Annotated in this window: 22 protein-coding genes; 18 read left to right on the forward strand and 4 right to left on the reverse strand. The window is 59.6% G+C overall.

Features of this window, described 5'->3' with window-relative positions; genetic code table 11:
- Positions 1–24: 24 nt before the first annotated feature.
- The 4 genes from MKZ87_RS23225 to MKZ87_RS23240 form a co-directional block, all read right to left on the reverse strand.
- Entirely contained in the window at positions 25–1,014 is a 990-nt protein-coding gene (locus MKZ87_RS23225) for an ornithine cyclodeaminase family protein (RefSeq protein WP_266202034.1), read from the reverse strand.
- Between the two features lie 84 nt (positions 1,015–1,098).
- The gene (locus MKZ87_RS23230; RefSeq protein WP_085699115.1) at positions 1,099–1,623 is read right to left on the reverse strand and encodes a MaoC family dehydratase; all 525 of its coding nucleotides are present in this window, start codon (positions 1,621–1,623) and stop codon (positions 1,099–1,101) included.
- Positions 1,624–1,633: 10 nt separating this feature from the next.
- Positions 1,634–2,461: an HpcH/HpaI aldolase/citrate lyase family protein gene (locus MKZ87_RS23235; protein WP_085699112.1), complete on the reverse strand. Its 828-nt coding sequence runs from the start codon at positions 2,459–2,461 to the stop codon at positions 1,634–1,636.
- Positions 2,461–3,681 carry an aminotransferase class I/II-fold pyridoxal phosphate-dependent enzyme gene (locus MKZ87_RS23240; protein WP_266202056.1) on the reverse strand — a complete coding sequence of 407 codons (1,221 nt, stop codon included), beginning with the start codon at positions 3,679–3,681 and terminating at the stop codon, positions 2,461–2,463. The genes MKZ87_RS23235 and MKZ87_RS23240 overlap by 1 nt, the downstream gene beginning before the upstream one ends.
- Before the next feature lie 354 nt (positions 3,682–4,035).
- Here MKZ87_RS23240 and MKZ87_RS23245 point away from each other — a divergent pair, with 354 nt between their 5' ends.
- The 18 genes from MKZ87_RS23245 to MKZ87_RS23330 all read left to right on the forward strand — a co-directional run bounded on the left by MKZ87_RS23245 (position 4,036) and on the right by MKZ87_RS23330 (position 24,146).
- Positions 4,036–4,797 (forward strand): SDR family NAD(P)-dependent oxidoreductase, encoded by a 762-nt coding sequence (locus MKZ87_RS23245; RefSeq protein ID WP_266202035.1) that lies wholly within the window; start codon positions 4,036–4,038, stop codon positions 4,795–4,797.
- 507 nt (positions 4,798–5,304) lie between these two features.
- Positions 5,305–5,718, forward strand: coding sequence for an NADH-quinone oxidoreductase subunit A (locus MKZ87_RS23250; RefSeq protein ID WP_003223812.1), 414 nt, complete (start codon positions 5,305–5,307; stop codon positions 5,716–5,718).
- A 10-nt stretch (positions 5,719–5,728) separates the two neighbouring features.
- Positions 5,729–6,403, forward strand: coding sequence for a NuoB/complex I 20 kDa subunit family protein (locus MKZ87_RS23255; protein WP_007951456.1), 675 nt, complete (start codon positions 5,729–5,731; stop codon positions 6,401–6,403).
- 69 nt (positions 6,404–6,472) lie between these two features.
- Positions 6,473–8,257 (forward strand): NADH-quinone oxidoreductase subunit C/D, encoded by a 1,785-nt coding sequence (nuoC, locus tag MKZ87_RS23260; protein ID WP_085699107.1) that lies wholly within the window; start codon positions 6,473–6,475, stop codon positions 8,255–8,257.
- Between the two features lie 2 nt (positions 8,258–8,259).
- Positions 8,260–8,757 (forward strand): NADH-quinone oxidoreductase subunit NuoE, encoded by a 498-nt coding sequence (gene nuoE, locus MKZ87_RS23265; RefSeq protein WP_003223804.1) that lies wholly within the window; start codon positions 8,260–8,262, stop codon positions 8,755–8,757.
- Positions 8,754–10,109, forward strand: coding sequence for an NADH-quinone oxidoreductase subunit NuoF (gene nuoF / locus MKZ87_RS23270; protein ID WP_085699105.1), 1,356 nt, complete (start codon positions 8,754–8,756; stop codon positions 10,107–10,109). Before nuoE ends, nuoF begins: the two co-directional genes overlap by 4 nt.
- Before the next feature lie 135 nt (positions 10,110–10,244).
- Positions 10,245–12,959, forward strand: a complete 2,715-nt coding sequence (gene nuoG, locus MKZ87_RS23275) for an NADH-quinone oxidoreductase subunit NuoG (protein WP_266202036.1) — start codon at positions 10,245–10,247, stop codon at positions 12,957–12,959.
- The gene (nuoH, locus tag MKZ87_RS23280) at positions 12,956–13,963 is read left to right on the forward strand and encodes an NADH-quinone oxidoreductase subunit NuoH (RefSeq protein ID WP_007951460.1); all 1,008 of its coding nucleotides are present in this window, start codon (positions 12,956–12,958) and stop codon (positions 13,961–13,963) included. Before nuoG ends, nuoH begins: the two co-directional genes overlap by 4 nt.
- A gap of 11 nt (positions 13,964–13,974) precedes the next feature.
- On the forward strand, positions 13,975–14,523 hold the full coding sequence (gene nuoI, locus MKZ87_RS23285) for an NADH-quinone oxidoreductase subunit NuoI (RefSeq protein WP_085690002.1): 549 nt from the start codon (positions 13,975–13,977) through the stop codon (positions 14,521–14,523).
- A gap of 9 nt (positions 14,524–14,532) precedes the next feature.
- Complete coding sequence (gene nuoJ, locus MKZ87_RS23290) at positions 14,533–15,033, forward strand: NADH-quinone oxidoreductase subunit J (protein WP_085690004.1); 501 nt, start codon at positions 14,533–14,535, stop codon at positions 15,031–15,033.
- 3 nt (positions 15,034–15,036) lie between these two features.
- Positions 15,037–15,360, forward strand: a complete 324-nt coding sequence (gene nuoK, locus MKZ87_RS23295; protein WP_085699101.1) for an NADH-quinone oxidoreductase subunit NuoK — start codon at positions 15,037–15,039, stop codon at positions 15,358–15,360.
- Positions 15,357–17,210 (forward strand): NADH-quinone oxidoreductase subunit L, encoded by a 1,854-nt coding sequence (gene nuoL, locus MKZ87_RS23300; RefSeq protein WP_085699099.1) that lies wholly within the window; start codon positions 15,357–15,359, stop codon positions 17,208–17,210. Before nuoK ends, nuoL begins: the two co-directional genes overlap by 4 nt.
- Before the next feature lie 39 nt (positions 17,211–17,249).
- The gene (gene nuoM / locus MKZ87_RS23305) at positions 17,250–18,782 is read left to right on the forward strand and encodes an NADH-quinone oxidoreductase subunit M (RefSeq protein WP_085699097.1); all 1,533 of its coding nucleotides are present in this window, start codon (positions 17,250–17,252) and stop codon (positions 18,780–18,782) included.
- 7 nt (positions 18,783–18,789) lie between these two features.
- Entirely contained in the window at positions 18,790–20,253 is a 1,464-nt protein-coding gene (gene nuoN / locus MKZ87_RS23310; protein WP_011334964.1) for an NADH-quinone oxidoreductase subunit NuoN, read from the forward strand.
- Between the two features lie 668 nt (positions 20,254–20,921).
- On the forward strand, positions 20,922–21,050 hold the full coding sequence (locus MKZ87_RS23315; protein WP_256574697.1) for a hypothetical protein: 129 nt from the start codon (positions 20,922–20,924) through the stop codon (positions 21,048–21,050).
- Positions 21,051–21,100: 50 nt separating this feature from the next.
- Positions 21,101–22,324: a YcaO-like family protein gene (locus MKZ87_RS23320; protein WP_085703243.1), complete on the forward strand. Its 1,224-nt coding sequence runs from the start codon at positions 21,101–21,103 to the stop codon at positions 22,322–22,324.
- Between the two features lie 29 nt (positions 22,325–22,353).
- Entirely contained in the window at positions 22,354–23,271 is a 918-nt protein-coding gene (locus MKZ87_RS23325; RefSeq protein WP_227232940.1) for a class I SAM-dependent methyltransferase, read from the forward strand.
- On the forward strand, positions 23,268–24,146 hold the full coding sequence (locus MKZ87_RS23330) for an alpha/beta fold hydrolase (RefSeq protein ID WP_085703245.1): 879 nt from the start codon (positions 23,268–23,270) through the stop codon (positions 24,144–24,146). Before MKZ87_RS23325 ends, MKZ87_RS23330 begins: the two co-directional genes overlap by 4 nt.
- Positions 24,147–24,153 lie beyond the last annotated feature (7 nt).

Genomic DNA, 24,153 nt, shown 5'->3' on the forward strand with positions numbered 1-24,153 from the left:
TCAAAACGTTGCGCCCGGCGACTCTCAGGCATTGAGGTAGTCGCACTGTTGGCCGATATGCCCCTCCACGGCCGCGCCATAGACGCAGGCGGCAACCACCATGTCCTGACTGGCATGGCCAACACTGCGGAAGTAACTGAGGCCTTGTTTACGGGTAACCGGCGAAGGCTGCTCGACAACCAAAGTACTGATCTCACGGATGTCCTTGCGGTTGATCACCGACCACGCCAAGGCCTGGGCAATTTCGCCCGATTCGCGGCATGCGGCGTCCAAATGATCGACATGTATTTGAGCACTGCCCAGCAATTTTGGATCGACCTCGCACGCCTGCTGCGTACTGCCGCCAACGGCATTGATATGGGCATCGGGTTTGAGCTGATGTACCCCGATCAACGGCAGCGGACTGTCGTAGGAGGTTGTCGTACAGACAATATCCGCGTCTGCCAAAGCATCCTCCATGCGCTCAACAGCCTCGACCGGCTGCGCAAGTTCAATGGACAGACGTTCGGCCAAGGCGACACTGCGGGCCATCGAGCGGGAAAAGATCCTGACCTGCCCCAATTCCCTGATAGCGGCCATCGCCTGGATATGCGCCGCCGCTTGAGCCCCAGCCCCGATCACCGCCAGATTGAGCCGGGCCTGCAGGCAGAGTTTGTCCGTCACCAACGCACTCAGGGCACTGGTGCGAATTGCTGTAAGAGCGGCACTGTCGAGCATCGCCAATAACCTGCCGCTATCGACGTCGATCAGCAAAACCGCGCCATTGACCGCCGAGCGCCCCAGCACTGCGTTGCCGGGATGAAACGACGACACTTTGATGCCCAGCGTCTGGCTCACAGGCAAAAAGGCCGGCATGAACAAAGAGAATGCTTTTTGTCGCGAGTGCGTGATTATCGAACGTGGCGGAACCACGGGTGCCGCGAGAGAAAAACCCTGGTGAGCTTTTTCGAGTACGCGCACAAGCGACGGCAACTCGACACAACGCCCTATATCTTCACGATTAAGCAGCAGCATGGTTTGTCCTTTTCCATCAAGGCTCTTTGAAGGTCCCGGCCATTCCCTCACCGGCAGCGCTTCCACGCTGACTGAAGCTGACCTTCAGCCGAGGGGGTAGCCCTGGGAAAACCCCTGCTTTGGAACCAGAAAAGTGCGCAGGTAGGTGATGACCGGAGTGCCATCCTGCTTACGCCCAATCACCCTGATGGTGACGATGCCCTGGCCCGGACGCGACCGGGACTCACGCTTGGAAACCACCTCGCTCTCCGCGTACAGTGTGTCGCCGACATACACCGGGCTGGGCAGGCGTATTTCATCCCAGCCCAGGTTGGCGATGGCTCGTGCGCTCATCGTCGCGACCGTCATGCCGCTGATAATCGACAAGGTCACGGAGCTGTTCACCAGCAACTTTTCGAACTCGGTGCGCTGTGCGTAAGCCACATCGATATGCACCGGATGGTTATTCATGTTCATCAGTGACTGCCAGATGTTATCCAGCTCCGTCACCGTGCGCCCGGGGCGGTGCTCGAACACATCGCCCACCACAAACTCTTCGTAATGCAGCCCATAAGATTCACGGTAGCGATTCGCCCCAATCCGTTCATGCGCCGGAATCATCGGTTCCATGGCGTCCTCCTTAAAGACCCAGTTCCTGGGCGCGCTGGATGACTTTGCGGGCTAGCTTCACAAAGGGCGGCCCGACCATCAGATTCTTCAATCGGGTGATTTTTTCACCGCTGTTTTGCGCAGCCTGCACAACGGCCAAGGCATGTTCGTACTCCGCGATCGAAGGCGTGAATGCCTCATTGATGATCGATATCTGCCTTGGGTGAATGGAGGTCTTGCCACTGAAGCCCAACTCCCGGGTGTCCTGGCATTCCTTCAGTAACCCGGCTTCGTCATCGAGGTTGAAGTAAGCGGTGTCGAACGCGGGAATACCCGCTGCGCTGGCGGCGGCAATGATGCTTGCACGGGCGTGGAGGATGTTGCTCCAGCCGCCAATCGGCACACCCAGGCTGGCCGCGTAGTCGGCGGAACCGAAGATCAGTCCGTCGGCGCTGGATGCAATGGCGTAAATATCCCGAAGACAGGCCGGGGTTTCAACGGTGACCAGGATTTTCGGACTGCTTCCCTGCCCCCCTAAGTTGGCGCGTACCACGTCTATCTCGGCCGCGGCTTCAGTCATTGCCAGGACGACATACTCGGGTCGCTGTTCAAGTGACTGCACCATCAGCAAATCGAGCAATCCCTGATTGTCACGCAAGGGATTGATACGCAGTGCCGTACGCTGCACCACAGCGGATCGATAGAACTGCTCGACACATAGGCGGGCTTCGGCTTTTTTGAGGAGCGGGACGCCGTCCTCCAGATCAATCACCATGACATCCGTCAGGGCACTCTTGGCATATTGCTCAGGGTGCAAGGCAGAGCAATACAACAAGCTTCGTGGTATCGGATGAGTCATCACCACCTCGCGTTCGGCAGGTTCGGGTTCAGACGGGCTTCTTCGATCTCTGCCCAGACTGCGGAGCAAAAACTGCGGATATCTTCTTGCGACATATCGGCACGCATCATCACGCGTAAACCGGACTTGTTTCTGGCCACAATGGGAAAGAACACCGCCGAGGTGTAATACCCTCGTTTGAAGACGCCCTCGGAAACGCTGATCGCCAGGTCCGGGCTGTCCAATGGAATAACCCGAATCGGCAATTCGGACCCCGCGTGTTCCGTATCAAACAAACTGTCGAAGAGGCGAATGTTGCAACGTAGCTTGTCCTGCAAGACGCCAAGCTCAGGACTCTTATGGATATCCAGCGAAGCCATGGCCGCCCCGACTGCCGCCGGATTTATATATTGAGAATAAGACATCGGACCACCAAAGCGTCGGAAGACACTTTGATAATCGGCCTTCACCGACATGAATATGCCTCCACCATTGGCACCAAATGCCTTGGCCAATGAATAAACCAGAAGCGTTCTGGGATTGAGCTCAGGCATATAAGTACGGATATAACCTTCACCCCGATCGCCATAGGCACTCAAGGAATGAGAGTCGTCAAAATAAAGAAACAGCCCATATTTATCCTGCAACGCCAACAACCGTTCAATAGGCGCACTTCCGCCCATGCTGTAGGCACCATCAGCAACATATGCGACCAACGGATGTCGCTTGCACATATCCTCAATAAAATCTACATCGTTATGATTGCAGGTCATCACCTGCGTTTCATCACCACAAATGGCCTTGACCTGATTCAGTGCAAAATGGGCGTGCTTGTCAAAGATCAAAAAGGGGCGCTGCCCTTCAGTAAACATGCCAGCAGCCAGAAGCGGCAACGAGGCAACAATACCCGCACTGCAGGACGTCGCGGTGAAGGCTCGACAGTTGAAATGCGCGGACAAGGCATCCTCAAGCTCATCGAGTTCTCGCAACCTTATTCTGATACGCGAGGTGGGCAGATTCACCGTACCGCTATTGAGCACATAATCTGCGGCGCGGCGCGCCAGACGCTGATCGACCTCAAGACCCAGGTATGAACAAGAGCACATGTTCATGAATGGATGACCGTTCTGATCCTGCATACGCCCCTGCTGGGTATGTTTGACGCTCAAATCGGTCAGTCCCGATTTTTGCGCGAGGGCCCAGGAAGGGTTACCGATATCGACGGACCTGGCGGTATTAATGAATTTATTTCGTTATTCTGACATACACGACCTCAGTATAAGTCCATATAACAGGAACAATTACTTACATGCGTTCGCACGTAGCCGACTCAATGACAATGCTGAACACCCATAAACATCCGATCTCTACTCAACCAAAGCTTAGCTGACAACAGCCCGCCACCGGCGGTTAAAATCAGAGCCCTTATAGACACTCAAGAAACTTCCTTCACCCATTAATGAATGATCCGTAGGAACACTCTTAAATAATCATTTACACATGCCGAATCACATTAACGGATCTACGTTCTAACCGTGCGCTGCGTACAACTTATAGGCGCGCGCACTGCAGCCTTGTATTATGGAGAACTATTCATGAATGGAAGATTAAGAGGAAAGCGAGCGCTTATAACCGGCGCGTCCTCAGGCATTGGAAGAGCGATAGCCGAAGCCTTCATTACCGAGGGCGCTGATGTATTCATTACCGCTCGCACCGATGAAGCTGCGGCTCGTGAAGTTCTTGAGTTCGCAGCGCGCCAGGGTCAGCGCGCCAGCTTAACCCTCATGGAAGCCACGAGCGTCTGCATCGAGGCGCTCTTTGATGAAGCGCACGCCGCCATCGGGCCCATTGATGTACTCGTCAACAATCCCGCGTTTATCACCCGCACGCCTTTTCTTGAACTGAGCAACGATGAGTATGAGCAGACGCTGGCGGTCAATCTGCGTTTTCCTTTTTTTGCCACTCAGCGCTTCGCAAAGAACTGCATCGCTCGCGGTCAGGGCGGTAGCGTCATCAACATCTCATCTGTCAGTGCTTTCAGGGCGGTCAGTCGCCTGTCGGCTTATCAAGCCAGCAAGGCGGCGCTGTCGATGCTCACACGAAGCTGCGCGGTGGAACTGGCTCCCCATGGCGTCAGAGTCAATACGATTTCACCCGGACTGACCGCGACAGGTGGTAACGCCAGCCAGTGGCGGGACGCCCCGGCGATATGGCAGGAAAGAAAAAAGCACATTCCCCTGCAGCGAGCGGGAATACCTTCAGACATGGCAGGCGCGGCGATCCTTCTGGCCTCTGATGACTCCTCCTGGATGACCGGTGCCGATCTGGTCATTGATGGAGGCCACAGCGCGATTTGAATTACGGAGGTCGGCCGCCTGTTGCGGACCGCCCCAAGGCTAACCGACGGGTTGGGAGGTTTTTGCCTGCGATTCGCCCCGCGCCTTGCCATGCCTTCGGCAGAAACATTGATCCAGAGCAGATCCGTCCCTCGAAAAATGCGGTAAAACGACCTCGGCTGCTACTTGCGCAGTAACCGCTATTCAAGACAACTTCCCACCCACATACCCGCCTAACAATCTAAAAAACCCCGCAAACAATATTGATTATCATTTGGCCGCAACTATGTTCGTTACATTCCAAACAAAACATATTTCCCGTAAACCCGGCTAATGCCCGCAACGCATGGGCTGCGGGCCCTTCGAGGAGCGCTATGTCCTTATTCCAATAAATAATTTCGCTATAGGAATTTTACTTGCAGGGTGTTTAGCCATAAAATCAGCGCGATTGATTGCTGCGACATATCGTCACTGCCTTATTTCTTTATCAAGCTCAGAGACCTTTGCTCTCTGTTAAGGATTTCCAGCATGCCCGAAGCGACAGGACTCATGGCCCACAACTGGGGCTTTGCCATTTTCCTTCTGGGTGTAGTCGGCCTGTGTGCCTTCATGCTCGGCGTCTCCAGCCTCCTCGGGTCAAAAGCCTGGGGCCGCAGCAAAAACGAACCGTTCGAGTCCGGCATGCTACCTACCGGTGGCGCCCGCTTGCGGCTCTCAGCCAAATTCTATCTGGTCGCGATGCTGTTCGTGATCTTCGATATCGAAGCCCTCTTTCTCTTTGCATGGTCTGTGTCCGTCCGCGAAAGCGGCTGGACCGGATTCGTCGAAGCTCTCGTTTTCATAGCAATTCTGTTGGCAGGTCTTGTCTACCTGTTCCGAGTGGGCGCCCTTGACTGGGCTCCGGAAGCTCGTCGCAAGCGGCAGGCGAAGCTGAAACAATGAGGCTTTGGCAATGCAATACAATCTCACCAGAATCGACCCCGATGCTCCTAACGAGCAGTATCCGATTGGCCAGCGGGAAACCGTTTCCGATCCGTTAGAAGATCAAGTCCACAAAAACATTTTCATGGGCAAGCTGGAAGACGTGCTGAGTGGCGCGGTCAACTGGGGACGTAAAAACTCCCTTTGGCCGTACAACTTCGGCCTTTCCTGCTGCTACGTGGAAATGACCACCGCCTTCACGGCGCCCCACGACATCGCGCGCTTCGGCGCCGAAGTTATCCGGGCATCACCGCGTCAGGCCGACTTCATGGTTATCGCCGGGACCTGCTTCATCAAGATGGCGCCGATCATTCAGCGCCTGTATGAGCAGATGCTCGAGCCCAAGTGGGTGATCTCGATGGGTTCGTGCGCCAACTCCGGCGGCATGTACGACATCTACTCCGTGGTTCAGGGGGTGGACAAGTTCCTGCCCGTTGACGTCTACGTACCTGGCTGCCCGCCCCGTCCAGAAGCGTTTCTGCAAGGCTTGATGCTGTTGCAGGAATCCATTGGCCAGGAGCGTCGCCCACTTTCCTGGGTCGTTGGCGATCAAGGCGTTTATCGCGCCGACATGCCTTCGCAGAAGGAACAGCGCCGCGAACAGCGAATCGCAGTCACCAACCTGCGCAGCCCTGACGAAGTCTGATCCAGTCTGTTTCAAAGAAACGAGAAGCTGGCTTCATTCTTTACGTTGACCGAAAGCGAAAAAATAACCATGACTACAGGCAGTGCTCTGTACATCCCGCCTTATAAGGCAGACGACCAGGATGTGGTCGTCGAACTGAACAACCGTTTTGGCGCCGAAGCGTTCACCGCTCAGCCGACCCGCACCGGCATGCCGGTGCTGTGGGTCGCGCGCGCCAAACTCGTCGAAGTCCTGACTTTCCTGCGCAACCTGCCCAAGCCGTACGTCATGCTCTATGACCTGCACGGCGTGGACGAGCGTCTGCGCACCAAGCGTCAAGGGCTGCCGGGCGGTGCCGATTTCACCGTGTTCTATCACCTCATGTCGCTGGAACGTAATAGTGACGTGATGATCAAGGTCGCCTTGTCCGAGAGCGACCTCAGCTTGCCGACCGTCACCAGCATCTGGCCGAACGCCAACTGGTACGAGCGTGAAGTCTGGGACATGTACGGCATCGACTTCAAAGGTCACCCGCACCTGTCGCGCATCATGATGCCGCCGACCTGGGAAGGTCACCCGCTGCGCAAGGACTTCCCGGCGCGCGCCACCGAATTCGACCCGTTCAGCCTGAACCTGGCCAAGCAACAGCTTGAGGAAGAAGCCGCGCGCTTCCGTCCTGAAGACTGGGGCATGAAGCGTTCCGGCCCGAACGAGGACTATATGTTCCTCAACCTGGGTCCGAACCACCCTTCGGCTCACGGTGCGTTCCGCATCATCCTGCAACTGGACGGTGAAGAAATCGTCGATTGCGTTCCGGACATCGGTTACCACCACCGTGGCGCCGAAAAGATGGCCGAGCGTCAGTCCTGGCACAGTTTCATTCCGTACACCGACCGTATCGACTACCTCGGCGGCGTGATGAACAACCTGCCGTACGTGCTCTCGGTCGAGAAACTGGCCGGCATCAAGGTGCCGGAGAAGGTCGACGTCATCCGCATCATGATGGCCGAGTTCTTCCGGATCACCAGCCACCTGCTGTTCCTGGGTACCTACATCCAGGACGTCGGCGCCATGACTCCGGTGTTCTTCACCTTCACCGACCGTCAGAAGGCGTACACGGTGATTGAAGCCATCACCGGTTTCCGTCTGCACCCGGCCTGGTACCGCATCGGTGGCGTCGCCCACGACCTGCCGCGCGGCTGGGACAAACTGGTGAAAGACTTCGTTGAATGGCTGCCGAAGCGCCTCGACGAATACACCAAGGCCGCCCTGCAGAACAGCATCCTCAAGGGTCGTACCATCGGCGTTGCCCAGTACAACACCAAAGAGGCCCTGGAATGGGGCGTCACCGGTGCCGGCCTGCGTTCCACCGGTTGCGACTTCGACCTGCGTAAAGCGCGTCCGTACTCCGGCTACGAGAACTTCGAGTTCGAAGTGCCGCTGGCCGCCAACGGTGATGCCTACGACCGCTGCATGGTTCGCGTCGAAGAGATGCGCCAGAGCGTCAGGATCATCGACCAGTGCCTGCGCAACATGCCGGAAGGCCCGTACAAGGCGGATCACCCGCTGACCACGCCGCCGCCGAAAGAGCGCACGCTGCAGCACATCGAAACCTTGATCACGCACTTCCTGCAAGTTTCGTGGGGCCCGGTCATGCCGGCCAACGAATCCTTCCAGATGATCGAAGCGACCAAGGGCATCAACAGTTATTACCTGACGAGCGACGGCGGCACCATGAGCTACCGTACCCGGATCCGTACTCCGAGCTTCGCCCACCTGCAGCAGATCCCTTCGGTGATCAAAGGCAGCATGGTCGCGGACCTGATTGCGTACCTGGGTAGTATCGACTTCGTTATGGCCGACGTGGACCGCTAAGCATGAACAGCACGCTTATCCAGACAGACCGTTTCACCCTGAGTGAAACCGAGCGCTCGGCCATCGAGCACGAGCTGCATCACTACGAAGACCCGCGCGCGGCGTCGATCGAAGCCCTGAAGATCGTCCAGAAGGAACGCGGCTGGGTGCCGGACGGCGCTCTGTACGCCATCGGCGAGATCCTCGGCATCCCGGCCAGCGACGTTGAAGGCGTCGCCACGTTTTACAGCCAGATCTTCCGTCAACCGGTCGGCCGTCACATCATTCGCGTCTGCGACAGCATGGTCTGCTACATCGGCGGCCACGAGTCGGTGGTCAGCGAAATCCAGAACAACCTGGGTATCGGCCTGGGTCAGACCACCGCCGACGGTCGCTTCACCCTGCTGCCGGTCTGCTGCCTCGGCAACTGCGACAAGGCACCGGCGCTGATGATCGATGACGACACCTTTGGCGATGTCCAGCCTGCCGGCGTCGCCAAACTGCTCGAGGGCTACGTATGACCCTGACTTCTTTCGGCCCGGCCAACCGCATTCAGCGTTCGGCCGAGACTCACCCGCTGACCTGGCGCCTGCGTGACGACGGCGAAGCCGTATGGCTCGACGAGTACCAGGCCAAGAACGGTTACGCCGCTGCGCGCAAGGCCTTCGCCGACATGGGACCGGACGACATCGTCCAGACCGTGAAGGACGCCGGTCTCAAGGGTCGTGGTGGTGCAGGCTTCCCCACTGGCGTGAAGTGGGGCCTGATGCCCAAGGACGAATCCATCAACATCCGCTACCTGCTGTGCAACGCGGATGAAATGGAGCCGAACACCTGGAAAGACCGCATGCTGATGGAGCAACTGCCTCATCTGCTGATCGAGGGCATGCTGATCAGCGCCCGCGCGCTGAAAACCTATCGTGGCTACATCTTCCTGCGTGGCGAGTACACCACCGCCGCCAAGCACCTGAACCGTGCCGTGGAAGAAGCCAAGGCAGCGGGCCTGCTGGGCAAGAACATTCTGGGCAGCGGCTTCGATTTCGAGCTGTTCGTCCACACCGGCGCCGGGCGTTACATCTGCGGTGAAGAAACCGCACTGATCAACTCCCTCGAAGGCCGCCGCGCCAACCCGCGCTCCAAGCCGCCCTTCCCTGCCGCCGTTGGCGTGTGGGGCAAGCCGACCTGCGTGAACAACGTTGAAACCCTGTGCAACGTGCCGGCGATCATTGCCGACGGCGTGGACTGGTACAAATCGTTGGCCCGTGACGGCAGTGAAGACATGGGCACCAAGCTCATGGGCTTCTCCGGCAAGGTCAAGAACCCGGGCCTGTGGGAACTGCCATTCGGCGTGACCGGTCGCGAGCTGTTCGAAGACTACGCCGGCGGCATGCGCGACGGTTACAAGCTCAAGGCCTGGCAGCCAGGCGGCGCCGGTACCGGTTTCCTGTTGCCGGAACACCTCGACGCACAAATGTACGCCGGCGGCATCGCCAAAGTGGGCACCCGTATGGGTACCGGCCTGGCCATGGCGGTGGACGACAGCGTCAACATGGTGTCCCTGCTGCGCAACATGGAGCAGTTCTTCGCTCGCGAATCCTGCGGTTTCTGCACCCCTTGCCGTGATGGCCTGCCATGGAGCGTCAAGCTGCTGATGGCCATCGAGCAAGGCCGCGGCCAGCCAGGCGACATCGAGACCCTGCTGGGTCTGGTCAACTTCCTCGGCCCGGGCAAGACCTTCTGTGCTCACGCACCGGGTGCCGTGGAGCCGTTGGGCAGTGCCATCAAATACTTCCGTCCAGAGTTCGAAGCCGGTATCGCGCCTGCAAGCGCCGCCGTCCCGCCTCTGGCGAAGCCGATCACAGTCGGCGCGTAAACGCTTAAAAGGCGAAGGGTCCGTGCCCTTCGCCTTTCGTCCGATGACGCCTTTCGGGGCTGACTGGATTCGGACGGATAACAAGATTCCATTAGCCACGCCCGCTGACACCGGGCCAACGAAGACCTTTGAACCATGGCCACTATCCACGTAGACGGCAAAGCGCTCGAAGTCGACGGGGCAGACAACCTGTTACAGGCATGTCTGTCGCTGGGCCTCGACATCCCTTATTTCTGCTGGCACCCCGCGCTTGGAAGCGTCGGGGCCTGCCGCCAGTGCGCGGTCAAGCAGTACACCGACGAGAACGACACCCGTGGTCGCATCGTCATGTCCTGCATGACCCCTGCCACCGACAACACCTGGATCTCCATCGACGATGAAGAATCCAAGGCGTTCCGCGCCAGTGTCGTTGAATGGCTGATGACCAACCACCCGCACGACTGCCCTGTGTGCGAGGAAGGCGGTCACTGCCACCTGCAAGACATGACGGTGATGACCGGCCACAACGAGCGCCGTTATCGCTTCACCAAGCGCACCCACCAGAACCAGGATCTGGGCCCGTTCATTTCCCACGAAATGAACCGTTGCATCGCCTGCTACCGCTGCGTGCGTTTCTACAAGGACTACGCCGGCGGCACCGACCTCGGTGTGTACGGCGCCCACGACAACGTGTATTTCGGTCGCGTTGAAGACGGCACGCTGGAAAGCGAGTTCTCCGGCAACCTCACCGAGGTCTGCCCGACCGGTGTGTTCACCGACAAGACTCACTCCGAGCGCTACAACCGCAAGTGGGACATGCAGTTCTCGCCGAGCATCTGCCATGGCTGCTCGAGCGGTTGCAACATCTCCCCGGGCGAGCGTTACGGCGAACTGCGTCGCATCGAAAACCGTTACAACGGTTCGGTGAACCAGTACTTCCTGTGCGACCGTGGCCGTTTCGGTTATGGCTACGTCAACCGCGCCGACCGTCCACGTCAGCCAATGCTGGCCGACGGCACCAAGCTTGGGCTGGATGCTGCGCTGGACAAAGCCGCCGACCTGCTGCGCGGTCGCAACATCGTCGGTATCGGTTCGCCGCGTGCCAGCCTCGAAAGCAACTACGCGTTGCGTGAACTGGTCGGCGCCGAGCACTTCTATTCCGGTATCGAAGCCTCCGAGCTGGAGCGCATCCGTCTGGTCCTGCAAGTGCTGAAAGACAGCCCGCTGCCCGTGCCAAACATGCGCGACATCGAAGACCACGACGCCGTGTTCGTCCTCGGTGAAGACCTGACCCAAACTGCCGCCCGCATGGCCCTGGCCCTGCGTCAGTCGGTCAAAGGCAAGGCCGAAGACATGGCCGAAGCCATGCGCGTCCAGCCTTGGCTCGACGCCGCGGTGAAGAACATCGGTCAGCACGAGCTGAACCCGCTGTTCATCGCCAGCCTGGCTGAAACCAAGCTCGACGACATCGCCGAAGAGTGTGTACACGCCGCTCCGGACGATCTGGCCCGCCTCGGTTTCGCCGTGGCTCACGCCCTGGACGCCAGCGCGCCTGCCGTTGAAGGTCTGGACGCCGAAGCCCTGGAACTGGCCAAGCGCATCGCCGACGCCCTGCTCGCTGCCAAGCGTCCGCTGATCATCGCCGGTACTTCGCTGGGCTCCAAAGCCCTGATCGAAGCTGCGGCGAACATCGCCAAGGCCCTGAAGCTGCGTGAGAAGAACGGTTCGATCAGCCTGATCGTGCCGGAAGCCAACAGCCTCGGCCTGGCCATGCTCGGTGGCGAATCGGTTGATGCCGCGCTGCAAGCTGTGATCGACGGCAAGGCCGACGCCATCGTCGTGCTGGAAAACGATCTGTACACCCGCACTGCCAAAGCCAAGGTCGATGCGGCACTCAACGCTGCGAAAGTAGTGATCGTTGCCGACCATCAGAAGACCGCCACCAGCGATCGCGCGCACCTGGTTCTGCCAGCCGCCAGCTTCGCTGAAGGCGACGGTACGCTGGTCAGCCAGGAAGGTCGCGCCCAGCGCTTCTTCCAGGTTTTCGACCCGCAATACATGGACGCGAGCATTCTGGTCCACGAAGGCTGGCGCTGGCTGCACGCCCTGCGCTCGACGCTGCTGAACCAGCCGATCGACTGGACGCAACTCGACCACGTCACCGCTGCCGTCGCTTCGAGCACCGAGCAACTGGCGCGCATCGTCGATGCCGCTCCGTCCGCTGCGTTCCGCATCAAGGGTCTGAAACTGGCGCGTGAGCCGCTGCGTTATTCCGGTCGCACCGCAATGCGCGCCGACATCAGCGTTCACGAACCACGCACCCCGCAAGACAAGGACACCGCGTTCGCCTTCTCGATGGAAGGTTACTCGGGCTCCGCCGAACCGCGTCAGCAGGTTCCTTTTGCATGGTCGCCGGGCTGGAACTCGCCGCAAGCCTGGAACAAGTTCCAGGACGAAGTCGGTGGTCACCTGCGTGCTGGCGATCCGGGCACCCGCCTGATCGAAAGCACCGGTGATTCGCTGAACTGGTTCGCCGCTGCGCCACGTGCGTTCAACCCGGCGCCGGGCACCTGGCAAGCCGTGCCGTTTTTCCACCTGTTCGGCAGCGAAGAAACCTCTTCGAAGGCTGCTCCGGTTCAGGAACGCATTCCGGCGGCTTACGTTGCTCTGGCCAAGTCCGAAGCGGATCGCCTGGGCGTCAACGACGGCGCACTGCTGAGCCTCAATGTTGCCGGCCAGACCCTGCGTCTGCCGCTGCGCATCAATGAAGAACTGGGCGCAGGTCTGGTGGCATTGCCTGCGGGCATCGCCGGCATTCCACCGGCATTCGCCGGCGTATCCGTTGATGGTCTGCAGGAGGCAGCGCAATGACCTGGTTCACCCCTGAAGTGATCGATGTGATCCTGACGGTCATCAAAGCCATCGTGATCCTGCTGGCCGTGGTGGTCGCAGGCGCGTTGCTCAGCTTTGTCGAGCGTCGCCTGCTGGGCTGGTGGCAGGACCGTTACGGTCCGAACCGTGTCGGCCCGTTCGGCATGTTCCAGATCGCAGCCGACATGCTGAAGATGTTCTTCAAGGAAGACTGGACCCCGCCGTTTGCCGACAAGGTGATCTTCACCCTGGCACCGGTGGTGGCCATGTCCGCCCTGCTGATCGCTTTCGCGATCATCCCGATCACCCCGACCTGGGGCGTGGCGGATCTGAACATCGGCCTGCTGTTCTTCTTCGCCATGGCCGGTCTTTCGGTCTACGCGGTGCTGTTCGCCGGCTGGTCGAGTAACAACAAGTTCGCCCTGCTCGGCAGCTTGCGTGCCTCGGCGCAGACCGTGTCCTACGAAGTGTTCATGGGCCTGGCCCTGATGGGCATCGTGGTGCAGGTCGGCTCGTTCAACATGCGCGACATCGTCGAGTACCAGGCGCAGAACCTGTGGTTCATCATTCCGCAGTTCTTCGGCTTCTGTACCTTCTTCATCGCTGGCGTGGCCGTGACTCACCGTCACCCGTTCGACCAGCCGGAAGCGGAACAGGAACTGGCCGACGGTTACCACATTGAATACGCCGGTATGAAATGGGGCATGTTCTTCGTCGGTGAATACATCGGCATCATCCTGATCTCGGCGCTGCTGGTCACCCTGTTCTTCGGTGGCTGGCACGGTCCGTTCGGCATCCTGCCGCAACTGTCCTTCGTCTGGTTCGCACTGAAGACTGCGTTCTTCATCATGCTGTTCATTCTGCTGCGCGCTTCCATCCCGCGTCCGCGTTATGACCAGGTGATGGATTTCAGCTGGAAATTCTGCCTGCCACTGACCCTGATCAATTTGCTGGTGACCGCTGCAATCGTGTTGTGGAACACGCCTGCGGTTGCGGTTCAGTGAGGATTTGACCCATGTTCAAATATATTGGCGACATCGTTAAGGGTACCGGTACCCAGTTGCGCAGCCTGGTCATGATCTTCGGCCATGGCTTTCGCAAGCGCGACACCCTGCAATACCCGGAAGAGCCGGTCTACCTGCCGCCACGCTACCGTGGCCGCATCGTCCTGACCCGCGACCCCGATGGCGAAGAACGCTGCGTAGCCTGCAACCTGTGCGCCGTGGCATGCCCGGTGGGTTGCATCTCGCTGCAGAAAGCTGAAACCGAAGACGGCCGCTGGTACCCGGACTTCTTCCGTATCAACTTCTCGCGCTGCATTTTCTGCGGTCTCTGCGAGGAAGCCTGCCCGACCACCGCGATCCAGTTGACCCCGGATTTCGAAATGGCCGAGTTCAAACGTCAGGACCTGGTGTACGAGAAAGAAGATCTGCTGATCTCCGGCCCCGGCAAAAACCCTGATTACAACTTCTATCGTGTTGCAGGTATGGCCGTTGCGGGCAAGCCGAAAGGCGCCGCACAAAACGAAGCCGAGCCGATCAACGTGAAGAGCTTGCTGCCTTAAGGAAGAACGATGGAATTCGCTTTCTATTTCGCATCGGGTATCGCTGTTGTGTCCACACTGCGTGTGGTCACCAACACCAATCCTGTGCACGCCCTGCTCTACCTGATCATTTCGCTGATCTCCGTGGCCATGACCTTCTTCGCCCTCGGCGCACCGTTCGCCGGCGTGCTGGAAGTGATCGCCTACGCCGGCGCCATCATGGTGCTGTTCGTGTTCGTGGTGATGATGCTGAACCTTGGCCCGGCCTCGGTTCAGCAGGAACGCACCTGGCTCAAGCCCGGCATCTGGGCAGGACCGGTGATTCTCGCCGCCCTGCTGCTGGCCGAACTGCTGTATGTGCTGTTCGCTCACCAGAGCGGTCAGGCCATCGGTCAAACCACCGTTGACGCGAAAGCCGTGGGCATCAGCCTGTTCGGTCCGTACCTGCTGGTGGTCGAACTCGCCTCGATGCTGCTGCTCGCTGCAGCCGTCACGGCGTTCCATTTGGGCCGTAATGAGGCTAAGGAGTAGAACATGCCTGTTATCCCTCTCGGTTCTATACCTATGGAGCATGGCCTGGCCGTTGCCGGCATCCTGTTCTGCCTTGGTCTGGTCGGCCTGATGGTCCGCCGCAACATTTTGTTCGTGTTGATGAGTCTGGAAGTGATGATGAACGCCTCTGCACTGGCCTTCATCGTCGCGGGCGCCCGCTGGGCGCAACCGGATGGACAGATCATGTTCATCCTGGTGATCAGCCTTGCAGCCGCCGAAGCCAGTATCGGCCTGGCGATCCTGCTGCAACTGTATCGCCGCTTCCACACGCTCGATATCGACGCTGCCAGTGAGATGCGCGGATGAACCTACTCTTTCTGACTTTCGTATTCCCTCTGATCGGGTTTCTGTTGCTGTCGTTCTCGCGCGGCCGCTTCTCGGAAAACCTGTCGGCGCTGATCGGTGTCGGCTCCATCGGCCTGTCTGCCATCGTCGCGGCTTACGTGATCTGGCAGTTCAACGTCGCTCCACCGGAAGGTGGCGTCTACACCCAGGTGCTGTGGCGCTGGATATCGGTGGAAGGTTTCCAGCCTGACTTTGCGCTGTACCTGGATGGTCTGTCCGTGACCATGCTCGGTGTGGTCGTCGGTGTCGGCTTCCTGATCCACCTGTTTGCCTCCTGGTACATGCGTGGCGAAGACGGTTACTCGCGCTTCTTCTCGTACACCAACCTGTTTATCGCCAGCATGCTGTTCCTGATCCTGGGCGATAACCTGCTGTTCATCTACTTCGGTTGGGAAGGCGTGGGCCTGTGCTCGTACCTGTTGATCGGTTTCTACTACAGCAACCGCAACAACGGTAACGCCGCACTCAAAGCCTTCATCGTCACCCGCATCGGCGACGTGTTCATGGCGATCGGCCTGTTCATCCTGTTCCAGCAACTGGGCACGCTGAACGTCCAGGAACTGCTGGTGAAGGCGCCTGAGCACTTCAAGGTCGGCGATTTCTGGATCGTGCTGGCGACCCTGATGCTGCTGGGTGGTGCAGTCGGCAAGTCGGCTCAACTGCCGCTGCAGACCTGGCTTGCGGACGCGATGGCCGGTCCTACCCCGGTTTCGGCACTGATCCACGCTGCAACCATGGTGACTGCGGGTGTCTACCTGATCGCCCGTACCCACGGTCTGTTCGCCCTGGCGCCGGATATCCTGCACCTGGTCGGCATCGTCGGTGGCGTGACCCTGGTACTGGCCGGTTTCGCCGCGCTGGTGCAAACCGACATCAAACGTATCCTCGCCTACTCGACCATGAGCCAGATCGGCTACATGTTCCTGGCGCTGGGCGTTGGCGCCTGGGAAGGCGCGATCTTCCACCTGATGACCCACGCCTTCTTCAAGGCCCTGCTGTTCCTTGCCTCCGGTGCGGTGATCGTTGCCTGCCACCACGAGCAGAACATCTTCAAGATGGGCGGCCTGTGGAAGAAACTGCCGCTGGCCTACGCCAGCTTCATCGTCGGTGGTGCCGCCCTGGCCGCCCTGCCGCTGGTGACCGCAGGTTTCTACTCCAAGGACGAAATCCTCTGGGAAGCGTTCGCCAGCGGCAACCACGGTCTGCTCTATGCAGGTCTGGTCGGCGCATTCATGACGTCGCTGTACACCTTCCGCCTGATCTTCATCGCGTTCCACGGTGAAGCCAAGACCGAAGCCCACGCCGGTCACGGCATCGCTCACTGGCTGCCGCTGTCGGTGCTGATCGTGCTGTCGACCTTCGTCGGCGCCATGATCGTTCCACCGCTGCACGGCGTACTGCCCGAGAGCGTTGGCCATGCCGGTGGCGAAGCCAAGCACAGCCTGGAAATCGCCTCGGGCGCCATCGCCCTGGCCGGTATCCTTCTGGCGGCCCTGCTGTTCCTTGGCAAGCGTCGCTTCGTGACCGCGATCGCCAACAGCGGCATCGGCCGTCTCCTTTCGGCCTGGTGGTTCGCTGCCTGGGGCTTCGACTGGATCTACGACAAACTGTTCGTCAAGCCGTACCTTGCGATCAGCCACATGCTGCGCAAAGACCCGCTCGACCAGACCATCGGTCTGATCCCGCGCATGGCCAAGGGTGGTCACACTGCCCTGAGCCGTACCGAAACCGGTCAACTGCGTTGGTACGCTGCTTCGATGGCTGCTGGTGCCGTGTTGGTCATCGGTGCTGTCGTGCTGGTAGCGGTCTGATATGAACCTTGCGAATTTGCGAAAGGAAACGAGCCCGTCATGATTCTGCCTTGGCTAATCCTGATCCCCTTCATCGGCGGCCTGCTGTGCTGGATGGGTGAGCGCTTCGGCGCTACCCTCCCCCGCTGGATTGCGCTGTTGACCATGACCCTGGAACTCGCCCTCGGCCTCTGGCTGTGGGCCCACGGTGACTATTCATTTGCTCCGGCGCCTGGCGCCGATCCGACCTGGGCGCTTGAGTTCAAGCACGTCTGGATCCAGCGCTTCGGCATCAACGTGCACCTGGCCCTCGACGGTCTGTCGCTGCTGATGATCCTGCTGACCGGTCTGCTGGGCATCCTGTCGGTACTCTGCTCGTGGAAAGAGATCCAGCGTCACGTTGGCTTCTTCCACCTGAACCTGATGTGGATCCTGGGCGGCGTCGTCGGCGTGTTCCTCGCCCTCGACCTGTTCATGTTCTTCTTCTTCTGGGAAATGATGCTGGTGCCGATGTACTTCCTCATCGCGCTCTGGGGTCACAGTTCTTCGGACGGCAAGAAAACCCGTATCTACGCCGCGACCAAGTTCTTCATCTTCACTCAGGCTTCCGGCCTGATCATGCTGGTGGCGATCCTGGGTCTGGTCCTGGTCAACTACAACAGCACCGGCGTGATCACCTTCAATTACGCCGATCTGTTGAAGACCAAGATGTCGATGACCACCGAGTACATCCTGATGCTCGGCTTCTTCATCGCGTTCGCGGTCAAGCTGCCAGTGGTTCCGTTCCACTCCTGGCTGCCTGACGCTCACGCCCAGGCACCGACTGCAGGTTCCGTCGACCTCGCCGGTATCCTGCTGAAAACCGCGGCCTACGGTCTGCTGCGTTTCGCCCTGCCGCTGTTCCCGAACGCCTCGGCCGAGTTCGCGCCGATCGCCATGACTCTCGGTCTGATCGGGATCTTCTATGGTGCGTTCCTCGCTTTCGCACAAACCGACATCAAGCGTCTGATCGCCTTTTCGTCCGTTTCCCACATGGGCTTCGTGCTGATCGGCATCTACTCCGGCAGCCAACTGGCGCTGCAAGGCGCCGTGGTCCAGATGCTGGCCCACGGTCTGTCGGCAGCCGCGCTGTTTATCCTCAGCGGTCAGCTGTACGAGCGCCTGCACACTCGCGACATGCGTGAGATGGGCGGTCTGTGGTCGCGTATCGCATACCTGCCGGCGATCAGCCTGTTCTTCGCAGCCGCTTCGCTGGGTCTGCCGGGCACCGGTAACTTCGTCGGCGAGTTCCTGATCCTGATCGGTACCTTCGCCAGCGCGCCATGGATCACCGCAATTGCCACCTCCGGTCTGGTGTTCGGTTCGGTCTACTCGCTGATCATGATCCACCGTGCCTACTTCGGTCCGTCCAAATCGGATTCGATCCTGCACGGCATGGACGCTCGCGAACTGATCATGGTGCTGGGCCTTGCGGTGCTGCTGGTCTACCTCGGCGTCTACCCGCAACCGTTCCTCGACACCTCTGCCGCCACGATGCATGGCGTGCAGCAGTGGCTCGGCACCGCCTTCACTCAACTCGCTTCGGCCCGGTAAGAGCGCTATGGAATTCACGATTCAACACTTTATTGCGCTAGCGCCACTGTTGATCACCAGCCTCACCATTATCGTGGTGATGCTGGCAATCGCCTGGCGCCGCAACCACTCGCAGACCTTCCTGATTTCGGTGGCGGGCCTGAACCTGGCCTTGCTGTCGATCCTGCCGGCCCTGAAAGTCGCGCCTCTGGCCGTGACTCCATTGCTGCAGATCGACACTTTTGCCTGCCTGTACATGGCGCTGATCCTGGTCGCCACCCTCGCTTGCGTCACCCTCGCCCACGCCTATCTCGGCGATGGCGGTTCGGGTTACCCGGGCAACCGTGAAGAACTGTACCTGCTGATCCTGATGGCCGCCGCCGGTGGTCTGGTTCTGGTCAGCGCGCAGCACCTGGCCGGCTTGTTCATCGGTCTGGAACTGCTGTCGGTGCCGGTCTACGGTCTGGTGGCCTACGCCTTCTTCAACAAGCGTTCGCTGGAAGCCGGCATCAAGTACATGGTGCTGTCGGCCGCCGGTTCCGCGTTCCTGCTGTTCGGTATGGCGCTGCTGTACGCAGACTCGGGTTCGCTGAGCTTCGTCGGCATCGGTCAGGCACTGGCCGCAACCGGCCTGCCAAGCTCGCTGGCGCAACTGGGTCTGGGCATGATGCTGATCGGTCTGGCGTTCAAACTGTCGCTGGTACCGTTCCACCTGTGGACGCCGGACGTGTACGAAGGTGCTCCGGCGCCGGTGGCCGCGTTCCTCGCCACCGCGTCGAAAGTGGCTGTGTTCGCGGTCATGGTTCGCCTGTTCCAGATCTCCCCTGCCGCAAGCAGTGGCGTACTGAGCAACGTGCTGACCATCATCGCCATCGCCTCGATCCTGTTCGGTAACCTGCTGGCCCTGACCCAGAGCAACCTCAAGCGTCTGCTCGGTTACTCCTCCATCGCGCACTTCGGCTACCTGCTGATCGCACTGGTGGCGAGCAAGGGTCTGGCGGTGGAAGCCATCGGCGTGTACCTGGTCACCTACGTGATCACCAGCCTCGGCGCGTTCGGCGTGATCACCCTGATGTCCTCGCCGTACAACGGCCGTGACGCAGATGCGCTGTACGAGTACCGCGGCCTGTTCTGGCGCCGTCCGTACCTGACCGCCGTACTGACCGTGATGATGCTGTCCCTGGCCGGTATCCCGCTGACCGCAGGCTTCATCGGCAAGTTCTACATCATCGCTACCGGTGTCGAGTCGCACCAATGGTGGCTGGTAGGTTCGCTGGTACTGGGCAGCGCAATCGGTGTGTTCTACTACCTGCGCGTGATGGTGACCCTGTACCTGATCGAACCGAACCTGCGCCGCCACGACGCCCAGCTGCACTGGGAACAGAAAGCAGGCGGCGTGATGCTGCTGGCGATCGCCGTTGTCGCGTTCTTCCTCGGCGTCTACCCGCAACCATTGCTGACACTGGTTCAGCAATCGGGCCTGGCGGGCTGATCGCTCAGCGATAGTCGGCTACGAACAGAAACGGCACCTTCGGGTGCCGTTTCTGTTTTTGCGGGATTTCCATTTTCTACACCCTCCCCTTTCGGCGACCCTGCCGGCGGGCCCTTGCCCGTCGAACAATAAAACCCACGCCGAAGCACGTTCCCGTCTGCCGGACTCAGGAGCGATTAATGGTCAACAACACAAAAATATCGATGCCGCTCTGGTAGTGGTCGTCGGGACGTCCACGGTGACACCGGTGACGGCCGCAACTCTGTTTCCCGCGATGAACCGGGAACGGCACTGACCCCCAAGCCGATTTGTGCGGTTTTTTCTCAAACTCCATGGGAAAAATCGCCGCACAAGTGCTGCATACAGCCTCGTAAATCCTTCAGTAAGAATTTGCCTCCCCCCCTGCGCTGAAACGTCTGACAGCGACAACAGATAGAACACCTGAGACAGCTGATTCCTTTCGCCTGGTTCGCCCGCTCCCACGCAGGGCTACCCCTCTCAGAAACACGTCCGCCCGGCGTCAATTCACGTTTTATCAGTACGTATTTCGACACCGCTGAAACCCGCTGCTGGAAACGTCTGGACATTTTTGACCCGCCCTCACCGCGCTTTTAGATTCGGCTCGTGCTTGCAACAGCACACTCCCCCAACAACTTAGGAGCGACATCATGGGCTATATGGGCAACTGGAATGCCAACCACATCGACGAACTTGAAGAGCAGGAAGCGCCCTCGGCAGAGCAGATCGAAGCACTGCAACTGACCGAGGAAGAACAGGCAGAGCTGAACGCCGAGTGACAGAACCTGCGAGGGCCTTGCGCCCTCGCAGGCTTTCCAGGAAGGGAATCATGGACAAGACAACGTTGGCCGAGCGTAAGCTCACGGCCGATCAGGCAGAACGGCGTATTCATACCGAACTTTCACGCCTGGGCCTCACGCCGCACACCCGCACCCTCGGCAGCAAAGTCGTTGCGGTTCACGCAAGTCTGCAGGGCAGCGACAACCGTCATGCCCGTGGCTGCGGCAAAGGCTATGCCGATCAGGCACACCTGGGTGCGCTTTATGAAGCACTCGAACACTACTGGACCGATGAGCTCTGTACCTCCGATGTTCACCACGAGACAGAAGGTTATTTCAAAGATGCGCCGATGTTTGCCGATGACTCGCTTCTGCACAGGCTCACCTGCCAGCAAAACGTGCGCATCGCCTGCCGGACTTATGTCTGTCCGCCGTGGCATGACCGGTTTTCCTATCCGGTTGCGCTGACTTCGCCGAACGGTTCACGTTTGCCCTCGTCACCGGGCATGGCGGACTACCGCGCCGTGCGGCGCTACGCCAGCAACAGCGGCACCGCGATTGGCGCCACTTACAACGAAGCGATGCTGCACGCCGCCAACGAATGCATCGAGCGCGATGCCGTGTCGTTGTTTCTGCTCGATCATTTTTATTACCAGAACCATCCGCCGCTGCGACGGGTAGCGCGTCTCAATGAAAGCGACCCACTCGGACGTCTGTGGGCCGATGCCGAACAGGAAATCGACGGCGAGATCGTCCTGGTGGATATCAGCACCGAATTCAAGGTACGGACCTTTCTGGCCTTCACGACCAGGCCGGGCGTTCACCCACAGGTGTTTGGCAGCGGTAGCTCTCTCGACCCGCGCCACGCGGCATGGCGGGCGCTCACTGAACTGGTGCAATTGCAACTGAATGCCGCCGAACCCGAATACTGCCAGACGCTGGCCAATGCGTTACGCAACCTGCGACCCTTCCCGCGCCTGCTGCGCTGCGCGCAGTTCGATACGCAGACGCTGCTGCATCGCTGCGTTCAACACGAGGTGAGACTGCCGGATTGCGCTAAAAACCTGTCAGTGGAAAACCAGCTGTACTTGCTGACTCAAGACCTGCGGATTCATGGCCGTACGCTGGGTACAGCCGTCCTGCAACGAACCGAGCTCGACACCACCCTGCTCAACGTGGTGATCCCCGGCCTTGAGCGCTTCTTCGTGGTTTCCAGCGGCAACGTCGTCATCCCGCAAGCCCGGGGCCGTACGCTGGAGAGGCGAGCCCCATGAACCGACTCGATCGCACCCGGGAACTGACATTGGCCCGATCCATGCGCCTTCATCTCAATGAGAACGGCGCTGTTGGCCACTTCCTCGAACCGCGAGGCAGCGGACTGCATCAGGTTTTTTTCCTGCGGGTGAGCGATGAGCTCTGGGTCGGCCGCAAGCTCCTGCAACGTGACCGGCATTTTCGCTGGCAGGCCAGCAGCGTGCTCAAACCCGGCATGTTGTTTGGCCCGCATCTGCATTCATTGTGGGGGGATGACGGTTTGTCGATCGGCTATCGAACGGCCTCCCCCGCGGAGAAAACGCAGGTCTTCGAACATGCATTGCATCAGGCTGACAGCGAGATCCTGGTTCCCTTTCCACTGCTGGATGAGGCGGGCCGGGAAGCGGTCTGCCCGGCAGAGTTCTGGCAAGGCAACGAATCACTGGCCGAACAGCTGAACACTGACGAGCACCACCTGCGCGAATACTGCGCCGGGCTGCTCCAGGCCATCACTGAAAAAGGCGCACTGGTTTACGACCCGGCTTGTTCAACGGGCGCGTTCATCGCCCATCTCGCCCGCGCCCTGCCCGATTGTCTTTGCCTGGGCAGTGACCGCTCGGCCTCGATGATCGAACATGCCAGGCGATGGCACAGCGGAACATCCGTCGAGTTCGACGTGCTGGAGGCGAGTGAGGCCTTCGATACCGGGATTCGCTGCGATGTCTTGATCCTGCGTTTCCTCAACGCCGAAGTCTTGACCCGCCGAGAGGCGCAAACCGCATTCGAGTCGCTGATCCGCTGCGTCAAGCCCGGCGGCACGATCCTCGTTTTCGGTCACACCCCGGTGCTGATCCCGGTCACCTGGCTTGCCTCCATCCACCACCTGAAACTTGAATCCAGCGTCGCGGCCCGGCCGGGGCAAGTCGAGCTGTTCCAGTTTTATCGTCTGACGGTTCACGCGTCATGACCTTTTCCCTGCACAGCCGAGGTTATTACCCGACTGGTGACGGACATCGGCTCTATTGGGAACGCCATGGTGTTCCGGGACACGAACCGGTGTTTTTCCTCCATGGCGGCCCCGGCGGACGTATCAGTCGTCACCATCTGCAGTTTTTCGACCTGGGCCGGTTCGACATCATCCTGTTTGACCAACGAGGTTGCGGGCGCTCGACGCCCTACGGCGAGCTGCAGTACAACACCACCGGGTTGTGTGTCGAAGACATCGATGCCCTGCGCCAGCATTTCGGCTTCGAAAGAATCAGTGTGTTGGGAGTGTCATGGGGCAGTTGGCTGGCGATTCAGTACCAGCAGCGTTACCCGCAGCACCTGCTGAAAACCACGCTGGTTTCGGTATTCGTGCCGTTTGCCGCCAATGTCCGGGCTTACGATCAGGCGCTCAATGACGGGCTGAGGCAATCGCCAGAATCATCGTCCGGCCAACGCGCCAGGGACATCTACCGGATACTCGGCGAAGGCCGCCCATCGCAGCAACACCGCGCCGCCATCGAATGGTTGAACGCTGTTCTACGTCGCACAGGGCAGACGATCTGCCCCGACACCCTGGAGCGCTTTGTCGATCAGGAAGCGGTGCTCGCCATCCGCCTCGAACTGCATTACCACCTGCAGAACTACGGCTTCACGCCAGAGGATGAAGATCTGACTCTCGATGACAACACCCAGCTGATCCAGGGCATTCGCGACACCCATGGCATGGCCAGCGTGCGCTGGCTCAGGCAACGCATGAACATCCACTGCCGACTGCTGCACACCGGGCACAACGCTTTTGAAAACGCCACACTCAAAGCGGTGCGCCGGGCGGTGAAACGTGAAATCGAAGGCTAAAAAAAAC

Source organism: Pseudomonas sp. MCal1 (assembly GCF_026341415.1).
In the GTDB taxonomy this organism is placed as follows: domain Bacteria; phylum Pseudomonadota; class Gammaproteobacteria; order Pseudomonadales; family Pseudomonadaceae; genus Aquipseudomonas.